The following is a 15,870-nucleotide window of genomic DNA, read 5'->3' as shown; positions in this document are numbered from 1 at the left end:
CATGGCCTGGTGATGCGCGTGCTTGCCGTACCTTGACCTCGGACGACGGACCCCGGCACACCCGTTCCTTGACCTGGTATCCGGTGAGAGCATGGGCCGTATGACGGAACGCGTGGTGGGAATCGGCGCAGGGGCGAAGGAACTGGCCACCGAGGACATGATCCTCAACATCGGCCCCCAGCACCCCTCGACGCACGGTGTGCTCCGCCTCCGCCTGACGCTCGACGGCGAGCGCATCGCCACCGCCGAGCCGATCGTCGGCTACATGCACCGGGGCGCGGAGAAGCTGTTCGAGGTGCGCGACTACCGGCAGATCATCATGCTGGCCAACCGCCACGACTGGCTGTCGGCGTTCGCCAACGAGCTCGGCGTGGTGCTCGCCGCCGAACGCATGCTCGGCATGGAGCCGCCCGTCCGCGCCGTGTGGGCCCGCACGCTGCTGGCCGAGCTCAACAGGGTGCTCAACCACCTGATGTTCCTCGGCTCCTACCCCCTGGAGATGGGCGCCATGACGCCCATCTTCTACGCCTTCGACGAGCGCGAGCGCATCCAGGCCGTCATGGAGGAGATCTCCGGCGGGCGGATGCACTACATGTTCAACCGCGTCGGCGGCCTGAAGGAGGATCTCCCGTACGGGTGGCTCGACCGGGTGTCACAGACCGTCGCCGAGGTCCGCGCGAAGATCCCCGACATCGAGAACCTCATACTCGACAACGAGATCTTCCTCGCCCGCACCAGAGGCGTCGGCGTGCTCACCCGCGAGCAGATCATGCAGTACGGGGTCAGCGGCCCCATCGCCAGGGCCTCGGGCGTCGACGTCGACCTGCGCCGCGACCAGCCCTACCTCGCCTACCCCGAGCTGCCCGTCAGGGTCGTCACCCGCACCGCCGGCGACTGCCACGCACGCTTCGAGGTGCTGCTGGAGCAGGTCAAGGTCTCGCTCGACCTCGCCGACGCGTGCGTCGACCGGCTCCGCTCGCTGCCGCGGGGGCCGATCAACCAGCGTCTGCCCAAGGTGCTCAAGGTGCCGGAGGGCCACACCTACGCCTGGACGGAGAACCCTCTCGGCATCAACGGCTACTACCTGGTCTCCAAGGGCGACAAGACCCCGTGGCGGCTCAAGCTCCGCTCCGCCTCCTACGGCAACATCCAGGTGCTGCGCGAGATGCTGCCCGGCCACCTGGTCTCTGACATGGTGGCCATCCTCGGCTCGATGTTCTTCGTGGTGGGCGACATCGACAAGTGACCGGCTCCTACTCGGGCCGGTCACCCTCGTGGTCCTCGGGGATGCGACAGGCGTGTTCGAGGAAGAGGGCGGCGCAGACGAGGACCACGCAGGCCAGCAGCGAGCCGCCGGACACGAAGAACTCGCTCCGCGGCGTCACCTTCTCCAGCTCCGTCGCCGTGTGCAGGACGAAGCCGCCGAACAGGCCCGCGAACCCCGCCCCGCCGTATGCGGACGCCTTGGCCAGCGCGACCAGCCGGGCCACCGCGAGCGGCTCCACCGGTTTGGTGCCGGGCCGGCGGGCGATCCTGGCCCGGGTCATCCACCCGGCGTAGGCCTCGCCGACGGCCAGCAGCAGCACCGTCGGGATCGCGGTCCACGGCACCAGCGGCATTTGGGAGTAGAACTGCTGGACGGTCAGCCATGTCAGCAGCGCGACGACGACGAAGACGACGGCCAGCAGGCCGGGACGGGTCGGTCTCAATCGGGCCTCTGCAGCTTCAGGTCCTCACGGAGTCGCGCGCCCCGCTGGTCGAGGCCCGCCAGCAGGTCGGCGACCCGGCCCTTGCCCGGCAGCTCCGCGTCGGGGTCGGCCTGCGCCCACGGCAGCAGCACGAACGCCCGCTCGTGCGCCATGGGGTGCGGCAGCGTCAGCTCCGGGTCGTCGCTGACGATGTCGCCCACCACGATCAGGTCGATGTCGAGCGTGCGCGGCCCCCACCGCTCCTGGCGGACGCGGCCGAAGGCGTCTTCGGTGCTCTGCGCCCGCTCCAGCAGGGTGTGCGGTTCGAGAGTCGTCTCCGCCACCACCACCGCGTTCAGGTAGGGCCGCTGGCCCCCTGGGCCGCCCACCGGATCGGTCTCGTAGACCGGCGAGGCCGCCACGAACTCCAGACCCGGCGCGTCGAACAGCGCGTCCACGGCGCCCTGCAGCGTCTGGAAACGTCTGCCCAGGTTGCTCCCGAGCGCTAGCACGGTCTTCATCGGCGCCTCCGTTGGATCGTCACCACCACGTCGCCGAACGGCAGGGGGATCGGCGCGGCGGGTTTGTGCACGCTCACCTCCACGGACTCGACGAGCTCCCTATCCAGGCAGACCTCCGCCAGCCGCTGGGCGAGCGTCTCGATCAGCGCGACCGGCTCGCCCTCGACCACCTTCACCAGCGCCTGCGCCAGCTCGCCGTAGTCGACGGTCAGGGCCAGGTCGTCGCCCGCGGCCGCGGGCGCGGTGTCGAGGAAGAGCGTGACGTCCACGACGAACTCCTGGCCGAGCTCCCGCTCGGCCGCCAGCACGCCGTGTCTCCCGCGGGCCCGCAGGCCCTTCAGCGCGATCCGGTCAGTGCTCAAGCTCGCCTTCCTCCTCCTCGTCGTCGTCGCTCTGCAGCACCGGCGACCCGTGGTGCATCCACAGCCGCCAGCCCTGAGGGGTGCGGATGTAGACGTTGCTGGCCACCACCTTGCCGGCCGCGAAGCTGGACTCGCCCTCCTCGCCCGCCGTGAGGATGTTCTCCACGCAGGTCAGCACCGCCACGTCGTCGCGGAGCACGGTGGTGTTGACGTCGGTGAGCACGAACTGGATGTAGGTCGTGTTGGCCATGATCAACGCCCACGACCGCAGCACCTCCGACCGGCCCGCCAGGAGGGTCCAGCCCGGGTGGACGCAGCTGACCTTGCCGTCGACGCCGTCCTCGGCCCAGATCTCGGTCATCCGATCGAGGTCGGCGTCTTCTATCGCGGTATAGAACTCCTGGTTGATGGTCTCGATCGCGGCGGTGTCGACGCTCATGTGTCAGCTCCGGCTCTCTTCCATGCTGCTGCCACGCGCACGGCATCGGCATTCGGACCTACGGTGTGCACCCGGACGCACCAGGCGCCGTCACGGGCGGCGAGCGCCGTCACCGCCAGCGTGGCGTCGTCGTTGCGGTCGAACGGGCGCGGCGTGCCGTCGGCGTCGGCGAGCAACCGCCCCAGGAACCTCTTGCGGGACGCCCCGATCAGCAGCGGGTAGCCCAGCTCGGTCAGGCGCGGGATCGCCGCCAGCAGCGCCCAGTTGTGGGTGGCGTTCTTGGCGAAGCCGAGCCCCGGGTCGAGCACGATCTGCTCGCGGGAGACCCCCTCGGCGAGCACCAGCTCCACCCGTTTGGCCAGCTCCTCGCAGACCTCGGTCACGACGTCCTCGTAGACCGCGCGGCTCTGCATGTCTTCGCTCTGGCCGCGCCAGTGCATCACCACGTAGGGCACACCTGCGGCGGCCACCACGCGCGGCATCTGCGGGTCGGCCAGGCCGCCGCTCACGTCGTTGACCAGGACCGCCCCGGCCTCGACCGCGGCCTTGGCCACCTCGGCCCGCATCGTGTCGACGCTGACCTGGACACCCTCCGCGGCCAGCGCGCCGATCACGGGCACCACGCGGGCGAGCTCCTCGTCGAGCGACACCCTGGAGGCGCCCGGCCGGGTGGACTCGCCACCCACGTCGACGATGTCGGCGCCCTGGGCGACCAGCTCGAACCCGTGGCGGATGGCCGCCGCCTCGTCGAACCACAGGCCGCCGTCGGAGAACGAGTCAGGGGTCACGTTGACCACGCCCATGACCAGGCACCGGTCGGCGTCGTCAAGCCCCGGCACTCTCGTCATGTGCCCAAGCCTAGGCGCTCGCTCATACCCGGCGATATCGCGGGTGCCCCGTTGTGGATAACGATCCCTTCGCGCTTGGAACGCGCGCGGATCTCACGCGGCGCCGCCAGCCGTCAGCGCCCCAGGATCAGCGCCATCGCCTCGGCGCGCGTCTTGTCACTGGTACGGAAATCGCCGCGGACGGCCGAGGTGACCGTCTTCGCGCCGGGCTTGCGTACACCACGCATCGTCATGCAGAGGTGTTCGGCCTCGACCACCACGATCACGCCGCGCGGCTCCAGCACCCGCATGATGCCGTCGGCGATCTGCGAGGTCATCCGCTCCTGCACCTGCGGCCGGCGCGCGTAGACGTCGACCAGCCTGGCCAGTTTGGACAGGCCGGTCACCTGGCCGTGCTCGTTGGGGATGTAGCCGACGTGCGCCAGGCCGTAGAACGGGACGAGGTGGTGCTCGCAGGTCGAGTAGACCTCGATGTCCTTGACCAGGATCATCTCGTCGTGGTCGACGTCGAAGACCTTGTTGAGCACGTCCTCGGGGGTCAGCCCGAGGCCCGAGAACTGCTCCGCGTAGGCGCGGGCCACCCGGGCGGGCGTCTCGAGAAGGCCGTCGCGGTCGGGATCCTCGCCGATGGCATAGAGGATCTCGCGGACGGCCTTCTCGATCCGTCCGAAATCTACTTCGTGCGCTTTCACGCAGTGTCTCCGGAAGGCAGTGCGCCCTGGTGGCCCTGTCCGAGCGAGCCGTTGCCGTACTGCTCCTTGGGGGTCAGGATGGGCGGCCGGTCGGACGGGAGCCGCTTGCCGTAGCCCGCGTAGGACGGACGGTGCTCTTTGACGACCACCGGAGAGAAGATCTCCAGCACCATGTCGCGGGAGAGGGTCTCCTTCTCCATGAGTTCGAGCACCAGGTTGTCGAGCACGTCGCGGTACTCGACCAGGATGTCCCACGCCTGGTCGTGAGCCGTCTCGATCATCCGGCGGACCTCTTCGTCGATCGTGGAGGCGATCTTCTCGGAGTAGTCGCGCTCGTGGCCCATCTCACGGCCGAGGAACACCTCGGCCTGGCCGCTGCCGAACTTGCGGGCGCCCAGGGCCTCGCTCATGCCGTACTCGGTCACCATGCGGCGGGCGACGGCGGTGGCCTTCTCGATGTCGTTGGAGGCGCCGGTGGTGGGCTCGTGGAAGACGAGCTCCTCCGCCGCGCGGCCGCCCAGCAGCATCGCGAGCTGGTCCATCATCTCCGACCGGGTGGCCAGGAACTTGTCTTCCATCGGCAGCGTCATCGTGTAGCCGAGCGCCCGGCCCCGGGACAAGATCGTGATCTTGTGGACCGGGTCGGAGTTCGGCAGCGCGTGCGCCACCAGCGCGTGACCGCCCTCGTGGTAGGCGATCATCTTCTTTTCCTTGTCGGACATGACGCGGGTCTTGCGCTCGGGCCCGGCCATGACCCGGTCGATCGACTCCTCCAGCATGTCCATCGTGATCAGCTTCTCGTCGGCGCGCGCGGTGAGCAGCGCGGCCTCGTTGATCACGTTGGCCAGGTCGGCGCCGGTGAACCCGGGGGTCCGGCGCGCGATGACGTCGAGGTCGACGTCGGGCGCGAACGGCTTGCCGCGGCCGTGGACCTTGAGGATGCCCTTGCGGCCCTCCAGGTCGGGACGGTCGACGGTGACCTGACGGTCGAAGCGGCCGGGACGCAGCAGGGCCGGGTCGAGGATGTCGGGCCGGTTGGTCGCGGCGATGAGGATCACGCCGCCCTTGACGTCGAAGCCGTCCATCTCGACGAGCAGCTGGTTGAGCGTCTGCTCGCGCTCGTCGTGACCGCCGCCCAGGCCGGCGCCGCGGTGGCGGCCGACGGCGTCGATCTCGTCGATGAAGATGATCGCCGGGGCGTTGGCCTTGGCCTGCTCGAACAGGTCGCGCACCCGGGAGGCGCCGACGCCGACGAACATCTCGACGAAGTCGGACCCGGAGATCGAGTAGAACGGCACGCCCGCCTCACCCGCGACCGCGCGGGCGAGCAGGGTCTTGCCGGTGCCGGGCGGGCCGTAGAGCAGGACGCCCTTGGGGATCTTCGCGCCGATCGCCTGGAACTTGGCCGGGGCCTGGAGGAAGTCCTTGATCTCGTGGAGTTCCTCGATGGCCTCGTCGGCGCCCGCGACGTCGGCGAAGGTGGTCTTGGGAGTGTCTTTGGTGATCAGCTTGGCCTTGGACTTGCCGAAGTTCATCACCCGGCTGCCGCCGCCCTGCATCTGGTTCATGATGAACAGGAAGAGCAGCACGATGATGACGATCGGCAGGAAGCTCACCAGGATGCTGAGCAGGATGTTCTCCTGCGGCACCTCGGTGGTGAAGCTGTCGGTCTTGCCGGCCTGCACCTGCGCCTGCAGGTCGTCGGTCAGCTTGGCGCCGTAGCCGGTGACCCAGTCGGACTGGATCATCTTGGTGGGCTGGTCGCCGGGCCTGACCGTGATGCCGTTCTTGAGCGTCAGCTCGATCCGCTGGTCCTTGTCAATGATCTTCGCGTTGCTGACGTTGCCGGTGCGAATCTGCTCGAGGACCGTGGACGTGTCGGCCTGCTTGAAGTTGCCCCCGCCGCTCCACAATTGGGTGACGAGCAGGAGCAGCACGACGATGCCCAGGATCCACAGCAGTGGCCCACGTGTAAATCGCTTGAGATCCATCCGATGCGGAACCCCTGGCGGGCCCGTCCCTTCCCTGACCATGGCCTGGAACCCCGGGCAGGACCCGGGGCCGCGGCATCCCGACGCCGCGACTTCTGACTACCCGGAGGGGACGCTCGGTCACCCTCCCGTCGTCAGAAGGTACACCGGACAAGCGCGCGGAGGGACCGCCCGCTACAACCGGCCTTGCCCTACCAACGTACGTCACGGCCCGCTGTGTTCCCGGCGGTTCACGGCCATCCAAGCGATCTCTAGGTGTAGACGTGAGGGGCGAGGGTGCCGATGAAGGGGAGGTTGCGGTAACGCTCGGCGTAGTCGAGCCCGTAGCCGATGACGAACTCGTTGGGGATGTCGAAGCCGACGTACTTGACGTCGATGGGCACCTTGACGGCGTCGGGCTTGCGCAGCGCGGCGCAGATCTCCAGCGAGGCCGGGTTGCGCGACTTGAGGTTCTCCAGCAGCCAGTGGAGGGTCAGGCCGGAGTCGATGATGTCCTCCACGATCAGCACGTGGCGGTTCATGATGTCGGTGTCGAGGTCCTTGAGCACCCGCACGACACCTGACGACCTAGTGCCGGCGCCGTAGGACGACACCGCCATCCAGTCCATCTGCACCGGCACGTGCAGGGCCCTGGCCAGGTCGGCCATCACCATGACGGCGCCCTTGAGCACGCCCACGAGGAGCAGCTCCTTGCCCGCGTAGTCTTCGTCGATCCGACCGGCCAGCTCCCTGATCTTGCCCTGGAGCTCGTCCTCGGCGATGAGGACCTTCTCGAGGTCCTCGCCCATGTCGGCTGCGTCCACCTGTGGTTCCTTACGGGATGGGGCTGATGGCGAGTATCAGGGTGCCATACCGCCGGACGGCCGACACTCGCCCGGGTAGGTCCACGGCCTTCTGCCCGCGCCAGGACGTGACGAGGCGTTCCACGGCGTGCACGTGGGTCGCCGAGAGCGCCCCGGACGGCGCCCCGGCGGCGATGGCGGCGCGACGCAGCACCCGCCGCCGCACGGCCGCGGGAACCCGCTCCAGCGCCTCGACGGAGAGCGTGAGCCTTCCCGAAATATCGCTTAGAGCGCAATCGTGATACACCGTGTCAGCCCACTCGTCGAGCGCGTCGGCGTCGTCCCTGGCGAGCCCGGCCGTCCGCGCGAGCGCCTCGGCCACCCCGGGCCCGAGCTCCTTCTCCAGTACGGGAAGGACCCGCGAGCGCACCCGGACCCGGGTGTAGCGGGGGTCGTCGTTGTGCGGGTCGTCCCACGGGGTCAGGCCGAGCGCCGCGCAGGCGGCGACGGTGACGCGGCGCGGGAGGTCGAGCAGGGGGCGGCGGTAGAGCCCGCTCCGCGGCGCCATCCCGGCCAGCGACCGTGGGCCGCTCCCCCTGGCCAGCCCGAGCAGCACGGTCTCGGCCTGGTCGTCGCGGGTGTGGCCGAGCAGCACGGCGGCGGCGCCGGCCCGCTCCGCGGCCTCGCCGAGCGCCCGATATCTGGCCTCCCGCGCCGCGGCCTCCGGCCCTCCGGCCGTGCCCACCGTGACGGTCAGCACCTCGCCGGACTCCAGCCCCAGCTCTCCGGCCAGCTCCGCGACCCGCCTCGCCCGTACGTCCGAGCCTTCCTGCAACTGGTGGTCCACCGTGACCAGCCCCGCGCGCAGCCCGGCGCGCGGCGCGACGAACCCGAGCGCGGCGGCCAGCGCGAGCGAGTCGGCGCCCCCGCTGCACGCGGCCAGCACCGTGGACCCTCCGTCCAGCCCGGCCAACGCCTCACGCACAGCCCGGCGGACATCAGCTACAGCAGGGTGCGGTCCCACACCACCATTGTCCAGCCACGGCGACGAGCCCCGTCCGGCGTCCACAGAGGTGAGGGGTGTACGGCGTCCAGCCACGTGGGCGAGCGTCCGTGGACAATGGCCGGGTTCAGTGGTGCTCGCCCCGGACGGCCGGGGCGAGCGTTGGACGGGGGTCAGCCGGGGAGGGCCGGGGTGCCGATCACGCGGCGCACCCAGGCGTCCGGGTCGGAGATCTCCGCCGGGGTCGGCAGCGTGTTGGGCGAGGTCCAGACTCGGTTGAAGCCGTCCATGCCGGCCTTCTCCACCACCCGGCGGACGAAGGCGGAACCCTCCGCGTACTGCTTCATCTTCAGGTCGATGCCCAGCAGGCGGCGGATCGTCTTGTCGAGCTTGGAGCCGCCCTCGCGGCGCTGGGCGAACTTGGCCCGGATGTCGGCCACCGACGGCACCACCGAGGGCCCCACCGCGTCCATCACGTAGTCGCCGTGGCCCTCCACGAGCGTCATGACGGCGGTGAGCCGGTCGAGGATCTCCTTCTGCTGCGGCGACTGGATGACGTCGATGAGGTTGCCCTCGCCGCCCCTGACCACGTCCTGGATGGTGTCGGCCGCGTTGCGCAGGCGCTCGACGAGCGTCGGCAGGTCGAGGTCGGAGGCCAGCAGGAACTCGGTCATCTGCGAGCGCACGTACTCGCGCAGCCAGGACACCCCGGTGAACTGCACCCGGTGCGTCTCCTCGTGCAGGCACACCCAGAGCCGGAAGTCGTGCGGGTTGACGTTCATCTCGCGCTCGGCGTGCACGATGTTGGGCGCGACGAGCGTGAGCCGGCCGGTGGCCTCGCGGCCGGTCGGGTCGGGCGGGAGGAACAGCTCGTACTGACCGAGCACCCGCGTCGCCAGGAAGGCGAGCACGGCGCCGACCTCGACGCCGGTGATCCGGGAGCCCACGGCGCTGACGATCGCGGGCGGCCGGTTGGCGCCGCTGGTCATCCGCTGGGTGAGCGGCTCCAGCACCACGCGGAAGCCCTCGACGTTGGCCCTGATCCAACCGGGCCGGTCGACGACGGTCGCCGCCTGCGGCGCGGTCTCAGCATCGATCTTGGTGAACTCGCGCACGTGCCCTTCGGCCTCGCGCGACAGCGTACGGAGCTCGGCGACGGCCTGCCTGGCCTCCTCGCGGGTTACTTGAGGACCGGGGCGCACCAGACGCGTGCCGGTCGAGACGGCCAGATCCCAGTCGATCACCTGCATACCCACCACCGTACGTGCTTCCGCCCAACCCCGCGAAGAAGCCCCGAACCCAGCTCCCCCCAACCAAGGAAAGAACCCCAGGTGCCTGGCCTCAGGAGATAGAGAGCCCACGAGAACCCCCGTCACCTGCACGGAGGAGGAAGAGAACCTACGAAGAAGCCCCGGTTGCCTGGACTGTGGAGGAAGGGATCCCGCGAAAGCCCCCGTGCCTCGACTGTGGAGGAGGAGAGCCCACGAGAACCCCCCGGTACCTGCACGGAGGGGGAAGAGAGCCCACGAAGAAGCCCCAGTTGCCTGGACTGAAGAAGCAGGGAGCCCACGAAAAGCCCTGAACCCTCCGGGTATCCCGACCAAGGAGCAGTCCCGGCATCGGAGCTGTCCCGACATCGGAGCTGTCCCGGTATCCGCAGGAAGAACATCCAAGGTTTGCGAGGAGCGCCGGTGCCTGGACTGAGGAGGGAGGGAGCCCCGCGAGGAGCGCCGGTGTCTGGACTGAGGAGGGAGGGAGCGAAGCGACCGAGCGACGAGGGAAGACGCCGGGTCTGAGCGACGAGCTGCGATCCGCAGGATCGCCATAAGCACAGCGACCGAGCGACGAGGGAAGGCACCGGATCTGAGCGACGAGCCCGCGATCCGAAGGATCGCCAATAAACACAACCGCGATCCTGGCGGATCGCAATCAGGCACGCGCCACGATCGCCGCCAGCCGGTCGAGGACCGGTTCGGCGTAGACCGGGACCTTGTCGGCCATGAAGGCGAAGGCGAGGACCCGGCCGTCCTTGCTGGTGGTGAGCCCCGCCAGCGTGCTGACGTTGTTGAGGGTGCCCGTCTTGGCGCGCACCAGCCCGACCTGCCCCTTGCTGTCGGCCCCCGTGAAGCGGCGGCCGTTGCCGAGCGTGCCGGTGAACCCGGCGATGGGCATGCCGGAGGCGACCGCGTGCAGGCCGGGCCGGTCGGGCGAGACGGCGAGGGCGATGAGGCCGGCCATGGCGCCGGCGCTGATGCGGTTGCGGGTCGACAGGCCGCTCCCGTCGTACACCTGGATGCCGCCGCCGGCGCCGACCCGCTGGAGCACCTGGGGGACGGCCTTGGCGACGCCCGCGAACGACCCCGGCTGGCCCTCCTTGATCGCCACGTGCCGCGCCAGCGCCTCCGACAGGTCGTTGTCACTGTAGGTGAGCGCGTGCTCGACGAGGGCGTAGACGGGGGCCGACTCGACCTTGGCCAGCTCGGCGGCGCCGGCCGGGGCACGGGCGGGTTCGACCGTCTTGGCGACGGTGATCCCCTTCTTCTTCAGCAGGCCCGCGAAGGCGTCGGCGGCGTGGCGGGAGGGGTCGGCGACGCGCGGGCTGTTCTGGCCGGGGTTCTGCCGCCCTTCGTCGATCGCCAGCGCGTGCACCCGCGCGACGTGCCCGTCGGGGATGTAGCCGGGCTTCCAGCCCGGCCCGACGTCCGGGCCGGTGAAGAGCGAGGCGTCGTACGAGAGCGTGACCTTGGCGACTCCCCGCTGCTTGAGCGCGGCGGCGGTACGAGCGGCGAGCGTGGTCATCGACGCCTGGTCGGTGAAGCTGCCCGGCTTGGCCCGGGGACCGGCGAGCAGCGGGTCGCCGCCGCCGACCAGGACGATCGCGCCGGGGGCGCCGCCCTGCACGACGCGGGTGGCCAGGCGGGTGTCGGGGCCGAGCGAGGCGAGCGCCGCGACGCTGGTGACGACCTTGGTGGTGGAGGCGGGGACGATGCCGGCGTCGGGGTTGGCGGCGAAGACGCGCTCGCCCGTGGAGGCGTCGACGACGACCGCGCCGACCCGGTCACCCAGCGCTCGGTCACCCAGCGCATCCGTGAGCCTGCGGGTCAAAGTACCCTTGGTCGGGAGAGGTCCGTCTCCTGGCCTCGCCGCCAGGCCGGCCAGCACCGGCCCCGCGGTGACCACGGGGACTTCGGGAGGCGCGGTCGGCTCTGCCGGTGGCGGCTGCCTCGTCAGGGCGCTCAGGGTGAGGTCGTTGTCAACCGCGTAGACGCCGGTGACGATGGTCACGACCTGCAGCAGGACGAGTGTGGTCAGCATCACCCACCGCTCGTGCCGTGCCACGTCGCCCTGACCTCTCATCCTGGTGTTCGCCTACGAGACATTAACGCCCAGCCGGGGATCCCGGGGGGCGCGAGCGGAGGAACCGCGGTGGAGTTCGACGTTGTCGTTGAGATTCCCAAGGGGCAACGGAACAAGTATGAAGTGGACCACGAAACCGGCAAGATCAGACTTGACCGGCTGTTGTTCACCTCCACGCAGTACCCCGCCGACTACGGCTTCATCGAGAACACCCTCGGTGAGGACGGCGACCCCCTCGACGCGCTGGTGCTGCTGCAGGAGCCGACGTTCCCTGGCTGCTACATCACCTGCCGGGCGGTGGGCATGTTCCGCATGACCGACGAGAAGGGCGGCGACGACAAGGTCCTCTGCGTCCCGTCGACCGACCCGCGCATGGCGCACATCCAGGACATCCACCACGTGGCGGAGTTCGACCGGCTGGAGATCCAGCACTTCTTCGAGGTCTACAAGGACCTGGAGCCCGGCAAGTCGGTCGAGGGCGCCAACTGGGTGGGCCGCATGGAGGCCGAGGCCGAGATCGAGCGCTCCTTCCAGCGCGCCAAGGACGGCGGCCACTGATTCATCCCACTCTCTGGAGGGGTCTGGTGGCGCCCACCAGGTCCCGCCTCCAGATCGGGGCGACGCGTACGACGTCGCCGGTCTGCGGCGCGTGCACCATCAGCCCGCGCCCGACATACATGCCCACGTGGTGGATGGTGCGCGGGTCGTTCCTGTCGTGGCCGAAGAACAGCAGGTCGCCCCGGCGCAGGAGGTGCAGCGGCACGTGCGGGCCCGACGTCCACTGGGTTCCGGTCCAGTGGTCGAGCCGCACGCCGGCCCGTTCCCACGCCCGCATGGTCAGACCTGAGCAGTCGTAGCTCCCCGGGCCGGCGGCGGCCCACAGGTAGGGCTTGCCGAGCTGGGTGAGCGCCCAGTTGGCGGCCCGGTCACCGAGCCCGGACCCGCGGCTCAGCGGGATCCGGAACCGGCCGGCCCGCTTCCTGGCCAGCAGGTCGGCCCGGTCGCGGGCGGTGTCCACCCGCCGCTGCAGCGTGTCGCGCTCGGCCGTCAGCGTCCTGGTCTCGCGTCTCTGCCTGGCCACGGCCTTCTGGGCATCGGCCTTGGCCTGCGCGGCGGCGTCGGCCGCGGCCTGCCGGGCGGCGTGCGCGCGGGCCGCCTGGGTGCGCAGGATCGCGGCCACCGTCTGGGCGTCGCGCATCCGGGAGAGCACCGCGGCCCGCTCGCCGCCGAGCTGCCGCAGCGTGCCGACGCGGTGCAGGTAGCCGTCGTGGTCTCCGCCGTCCATGACGGGGAACGCGTGGGACCGCCACATCCCGCCGTACGCCTGCGCAGCCAGCGCCGCCACGGGCTGCCGGGCGCGCTCCACCTCGGCGTCCGCCGACGCGAGCCTGGCCAGCGCCTGGTCGTGCGCCTCCTGGGCCCGCCGCAGCCGGACCAGCTCGCCGTTGTAGGCCTCCACCCGGCGTCCGGCCTCGGCGGCCAGCTCCTCCAGGCGCGCCTGCGCCTCGGCCAGTGCGACGCCGGCCCTGGCCAGCTCCTGCGTTCGTGCCCGTACGTCCTGCCGCGCCCTGGCGATGTCACGGGACGGGGGAGCCGGCTCGGCGCGTGCCGGCGGGCTGAGGGTGACGGCCAGACAGGCGAGCAGGATCCCGGCTCGGACGTGCATAGAATCCCCCCGCTGTCACTCTATGCACACACTTCCCTACCGTTGACCTACGTACACCCCTTGCTCAGGGTCAGGACGCCGGGGTGGTGGGCGGCGGGGCGGGGGACACGGTCGGGGTCGGCTGCGGCACCGGCGTGGGCACCGGGTCCTCGGTGGGCGACGGAGCCGGCGTGTGCCGGGTGGGGTGCACGGTCGGCCTGGTCGGCCGCACGGTGGGGCGCACGGTCGGCCGCACAGTGGGCCGCACCGTCGGCCGCACCGTGGGCTGGGTCGGCTGCGCCGTCGGGCCGGGCGTGGGCGGGTGGGAGCCGGGGTCGCCGGGCCCCTGCGTGGGTTCGCCCGGCGGCGGCGACGGCACGGGGTCGTGGGTGCTCCACGTGGGCTCGACGTCGGGCCACGTGGTCGGCAGGCCGCCGACGGTGGGGAGCCAGCGAGTGGTCTCCGTGGCCGGCGAGATCAGCCGGGCCCGCGGGGTGACGCGGGCGACGTCCAGCGGCAGGCCGGCGGTGCGGCCGAGCTCCGGTCCTGCCGTGGCGTCCGCCTCGGCCCGCCGCCACGGGAGGACGGGCGGCTTGCCTTCCGGCGGGAACGCCGCGGTGGCGACGCCGGGCAGGCCGCCGACCTCCTTCCCGAAGTACTCGAAGATGCCCGCTATCGCCACCAGGGTCGTGACCGCCGCCACCGTGCACGCCACCGCCCGAGGCCAGACGCGCGGCTTCCGGTCGCCGGGCAGGGGAAACCCGGCGCCGTCCAGCGCCTGCGAGCGCCTGGCGACGTAGCGGCGGTAGAGGAACAGCTCCGGGTCGACGAAGCAGCTCAGCACCCGCACCCTGAGCGACTCCGGGAGCGTGACCTGCGGCAGCAGCTCGAACACCTTCGCCGCCGACACCTGCCGGCTGCGGTGCGGCGAGCAGGTCTCGCACCGGGCGAGGTGGCGCACCAGGTGCTCGCGCATGTCGGGTGTCAGCTCACCGGCGAACCCGGTGAGGATGCGGGCCCGGCGCGGGCAGTCGTACGGGCCCTTCATGGCGAGGATCTCGGCGGTGACCGCGTCGCGCAGCCGGTCGCGCGCCTGCTCGCGGACGGCGTCGAGCCGGCGCGCGGGGATGCCCAGCACGGCGGCGAGCCCGGCGGCGGACAGCCCGTGGCGGGTGTCCAGCTCCAGCACCTCGCGGTCGGCGGCGGGCAGGCTCTGGACCGCGTTCCAGGCCATGATCCGCAGGTCGGCGTCGGCTGGATCGGCCGGCTCCGGCGCGCCGGCGAGCGCTTCGCCGGCGGGTTGCGGCCCGGCGATCCGGCGGCGCCGGCACTCGCTCCTGGCCAGCGCGTACAGCCAGGGACGGAGCATGCCGGGGTCGGCCAGCAAGCCGGCGTGCGCCTCCGCCGCGATCAGCGCATCGCGCAGGGCGACCTGGGCGCTGTCGGCGTCGCGGAGAAGGCATCGGCAGTAGCGGTAGACGCTCTCGGCATGCGCGTCGTAGAGCGCGGCGAGTGCGCCGGGGTCACCGGCGCGCAGGGCTTCGACCAGGACGCGGTCATTCATATCACTGAATGTAATGGAGTCGTAACTTGTAGTTCTACCGATTCCGCGCGATACACATCTCTTGTCATGGGCAAGCCAGAAAAATGTAACGAGATTCGCCGGGAATAACCCCTTTTGCTTACTCCGAGCCCGACGTCACCTCGCTCCCGCGGTCCGTCTGGAACGGCGCGGTCCTCGGCTTGACGGTGTGCAGCGGCATCACGCCGCCCATCGCCAGTTCCTCGTACGGGCGCGCGGTCGACCCCCAGGTACGGGCGACCACCTCGGTCCTGCCCACCTTCGTCCCCGGCGGCAGCCCGGCCACGGTCAGGATGAACCGCGGCGGCCGGCCCGCCTGCACGTCGTCCACGAACGTGCTGCCGCCGCCGAGCAGCTTGCCGGCGCCGTCGCGCAGCAGCGCGCTCACCACCAGGCTGCTGGCGGGCAACTGGTACGGGTTCGCGACGTAGCCCGTGATGAGGTACGAGCCGTCCTTCTGGCGCATCGTCTGCACCCGCGACGCCGGGAACGGCCGGAAGGCCGAGGGCACCCGGGCCGCCTGCCGCCACTGGGCGGGCCGGTAGTCGACGCTGACCTTGGCCGGCTTCGCGGTGGCGGTGCCCTGGCCGGTGAAGGTCAGGGAGCCGCCCGGCGGCACGGCGTCCAGCGGCTGGTCCATCCTGAAGACCTCGCGGCCTCCGGCGTCCTTGCCGACGACACTGGCCACGACGTGCTCGCCGAAGTGCCACGGGTTGCCGTTGGCCAGGACGGCGGCCCAGGTCACGGCGTACCCGTCGCCCGACTTGACGACGTTCGACGCCTGTTCCATGAGGGTGAGCGGTTTGAGCTGCTGCTGTGTCGGCTCCTCGGACGAGCATCCGGCGAGGCAGATCGCCCCGAGTGCGAGGAGGCTGACGGTTCGGCTACGCTGGATCACTTTGCCGTGATAACCCGCTCATGGGCACGTCCGGCCTCTGACACGCGCCGGGCGTACCAACT

The 15,870-nt window shown here is 70.8% G+C and carries 16 protein-coding genes; 2 read left to right on the top strand and 14 right to left on the bottom strand.

Annotated elements, in window-relative coordinates:
* Positions 1 to 100 precede the first annotated feature (100 nt).
* On the top strand, positions 101 to 1,246 hold the full coding sequence (locus tag ABD999_RS09510; RefSeq protein WP_148035623.1) for an NADH-quinone oxidoreductase subunit D: 1,146 nt from the start codon (positions 101 to 103) through the stop codon (positions 1,244 to 1,246).
* 7 nt (positions 1,247 to 1,253) lie between these two features.
* Here ABD999_RS09510 and ABD999_RS09505 read toward each other — a convergent pair whose 3' ends face one another.
* The 11 genes from ABD999_RS09505 to dacB all read right to left on the bottom strand — a co-directional run bounded on the left by ABD999_RS09505 (position 1,254) and on the right by dacB (position 11,665).
* Positions 1,254 to 1,709, bottom strand: a complete 456-nt coding sequence (locus tag ABD999_RS09505) for a DUF3180 domain-containing protein (RefSeq protein ID WP_148035624.1) — start codon at positions 1,707 to 1,709, stop codon at positions 1,254 to 1,256.
* Positions 1,706 to 2,209 (bottom strand): 2-amino-4-hydroxy-6-hydroxymethyldihydropteridine diphosphokinase, encoded by a 504-nt coding sequence (gene folK / locus ABD999_RS09500; RefSeq protein WP_148035625.1) that lies wholly within the window; start codon positions 2,207 to 2,209, stop codon positions 1,706 to 1,708. The genes ABD999_RS09505 and folK overlap by 4 nt, the downstream gene beginning before the upstream one ends.
* The gene (folB, locus tag ABD999_RS09495) at positions 2,206 to 2,571 is read right to left on the bottom strand and encodes a dihydroneopterin aldolase (RefSeq protein WP_148035626.1); all 366 of its coding nucleotides are present in this window, start codon (positions 2,569 to 2,571) and stop codon (positions 2,206 to 2,208) included. Before folB ends, folK begins: the two co-directional genes overlap by 4 nt.
* On the bottom strand, positions 2,561 to 3,010 hold the full coding sequence (locus tag ABD999_RS09490) for a nuclear transport factor 2 family protein (RefSeq protein ID WP_148035627.1): 450 nt from the start codon (positions 3,008 to 3,010) through the stop codon (positions 2,561 to 2,563). Before ABD999_RS09490 ends, folB begins: the two co-directional genes overlap by 11 nt.
* Entirely contained in the window at positions 3,007 to 3,858 is an 852-nt protein-coding gene (gene folP, locus ABD999_RS09485; RefSeq protein WP_148035628.1) for a dihydropteroate synthase, read from the bottom strand. Before folP ends, ABD999_RS09490 begins: the two co-directional genes overlap by 4 nt.
* 113 nt (positions 3,859 to 3,971) lie before the next feature.
* Complete coding sequence (folE, locus tag ABD999_RS09480) at positions 3,972 to 4,550, bottom strand: GTP cyclohydrolase I FolE (RefSeq protein WP_148035629.1); 579 nt, start codon at positions 4,548 to 4,550, stop codon at positions 3,972 to 3,974.
* Positions 4,547 to 6,541: an ATP-dependent zinc metalloprotease FtsH gene (gene ftsH / locus ABD999_RS09475; RefSeq protein ID WP_148035630.1), complete on the bottom strand. Its 1,995-nt coding sequence runs from the start codon at positions 6,539 to 6,541 to the stop codon at positions 4,547 to 4,549. The genes folE and ftsH overlap by 4 nt, the downstream gene beginning before the upstream one ends.
* Before the next feature lie 251 nt (positions 6,542 to 6,792).
* On the bottom strand, positions 6,793 to 7,344 hold the full coding sequence (hpt, locus tag ABD999_RS09470) for a hypoxanthine phosphoribosyltransferase (RefSeq protein WP_271275951.1): 552 nt from the start codon (positions 7,342 to 7,344) through the stop codon (positions 6,793 to 6,795).
* A 10-nt stretch (positions 7,345 to 7,354) separates the two neighbouring features.
* The gene (tilS, locus tag ABD999_RS09465) at positions 7,355 to 8,347 is read right to left on the bottom strand and encodes a tRNA lysidine(34) synthetase TilS (RefSeq protein ID WP_271275950.1); all 993 of its coding nucleotides are present in this window, start codon (positions 8,345 to 8,347) and stop codon (positions 7,355 to 7,357) included.
* A 152-nt stretch (positions 8,348 to 8,499) separates the two neighbouring features.
* Positions 8,500 to 9,576 (bottom strand): zinc-dependent metalloprotease, encoded by a 1,077-nt coding sequence (locus ABD999_RS09460; RefSeq protein ID WP_187281524.1) that lies wholly within the window; start codon positions 9,574 to 9,576, stop codon positions 8,500 to 8,502.
* A 679-nt stretch (positions 9,577 to 10,255) separates the two neighbouring features.
* A complete protein-coding gene (dacB, locus tag ABD999_RS09455; protein ID WP_148035632.1) occupies positions 10,256 to 11,665 on the bottom strand; it encodes a D-alanyl-D-alanine carboxypeptidase/D-alanyl-D-alanine endopeptidase in 1,410 nt (469 codons plus the stop codon).
* Positions 11,666 to 11,752: 87 nt separating this feature from the next.
* On the opposite strand from dacB, the gene ABD999_RS09450 reads away from it, so the two are divergent.
* Complete coding sequence (locus ABD999_RS09450) at positions 11,753 to 12,241, top strand: inorganic diphosphatase (RefSeq protein ID WP_148035633.1); 489 nt, start codon at positions 11,753 to 11,755, stop codon at positions 12,239 to 12,241.
* A gap of 1 nt (position 12,242) precedes the next feature.
* Here the strand turns inward: ABD999_RS09450 and ABD999_RS09445 are convergent, their stop codons facing one another.
* The 3 genes from ABD999_RS09445 to ABD999_RS09435 all read right to left on the bottom strand — a co-directional run bounded on the left by ABD999_RS09445 (position 12,243) and on the right by ABD999_RS09435 (position 15,808).
* On the bottom strand, positions 12,243 to 13,349 hold the full coding sequence (locus tag ABD999_RS09445; RefSeq protein ID WP_271275949.1) for a C40 family peptidase: 1,107 nt from the start codon (positions 13,347 to 13,349) through the stop codon (positions 12,243 to 12,245).
* Positions 13,350 to 13,419: 70 nt separating this feature from the next.
* A complete protein-coding gene (locus tag ABD999_RS09440) occupies positions 13,420 to 14,892 on the bottom strand; it encodes a hypothetical protein (RefSeq protein WP_345482651.1) in 1,473 nt (490 codons plus the stop codon).
* 118 nt (positions 14,893 to 15,010) lie between these two features.
* The gene (locus ABD999_RS09435; protein ID WP_271275307.1) at positions 15,011 to 15,808 is read right to left on the bottom strand and encodes a hypothetical protein; all 798 of its coding nucleotides are present in this window, start codon (positions 15,806 to 15,808) and stop codon (positions 15,011 to 15,013) included.
* Between the last annotated feature and the right edge of the window lie 62 nt (positions 15,809 to 15,870).

It is taken from the genome of Nonomuraea ferruginea, from assembly GCF_039540635.1.
Classification (GTDB): Bacteria; Actinomycetota; Actinomycetes; order Streptosporangiales; family Streptosporangiaceae; genus Nonomuraea; species Nonomuraea ferruginea.
Note: the sequence above shows the minus strand (reverse complement) of the source record. Positions and strands in the feature narration are given on the sequence as shown.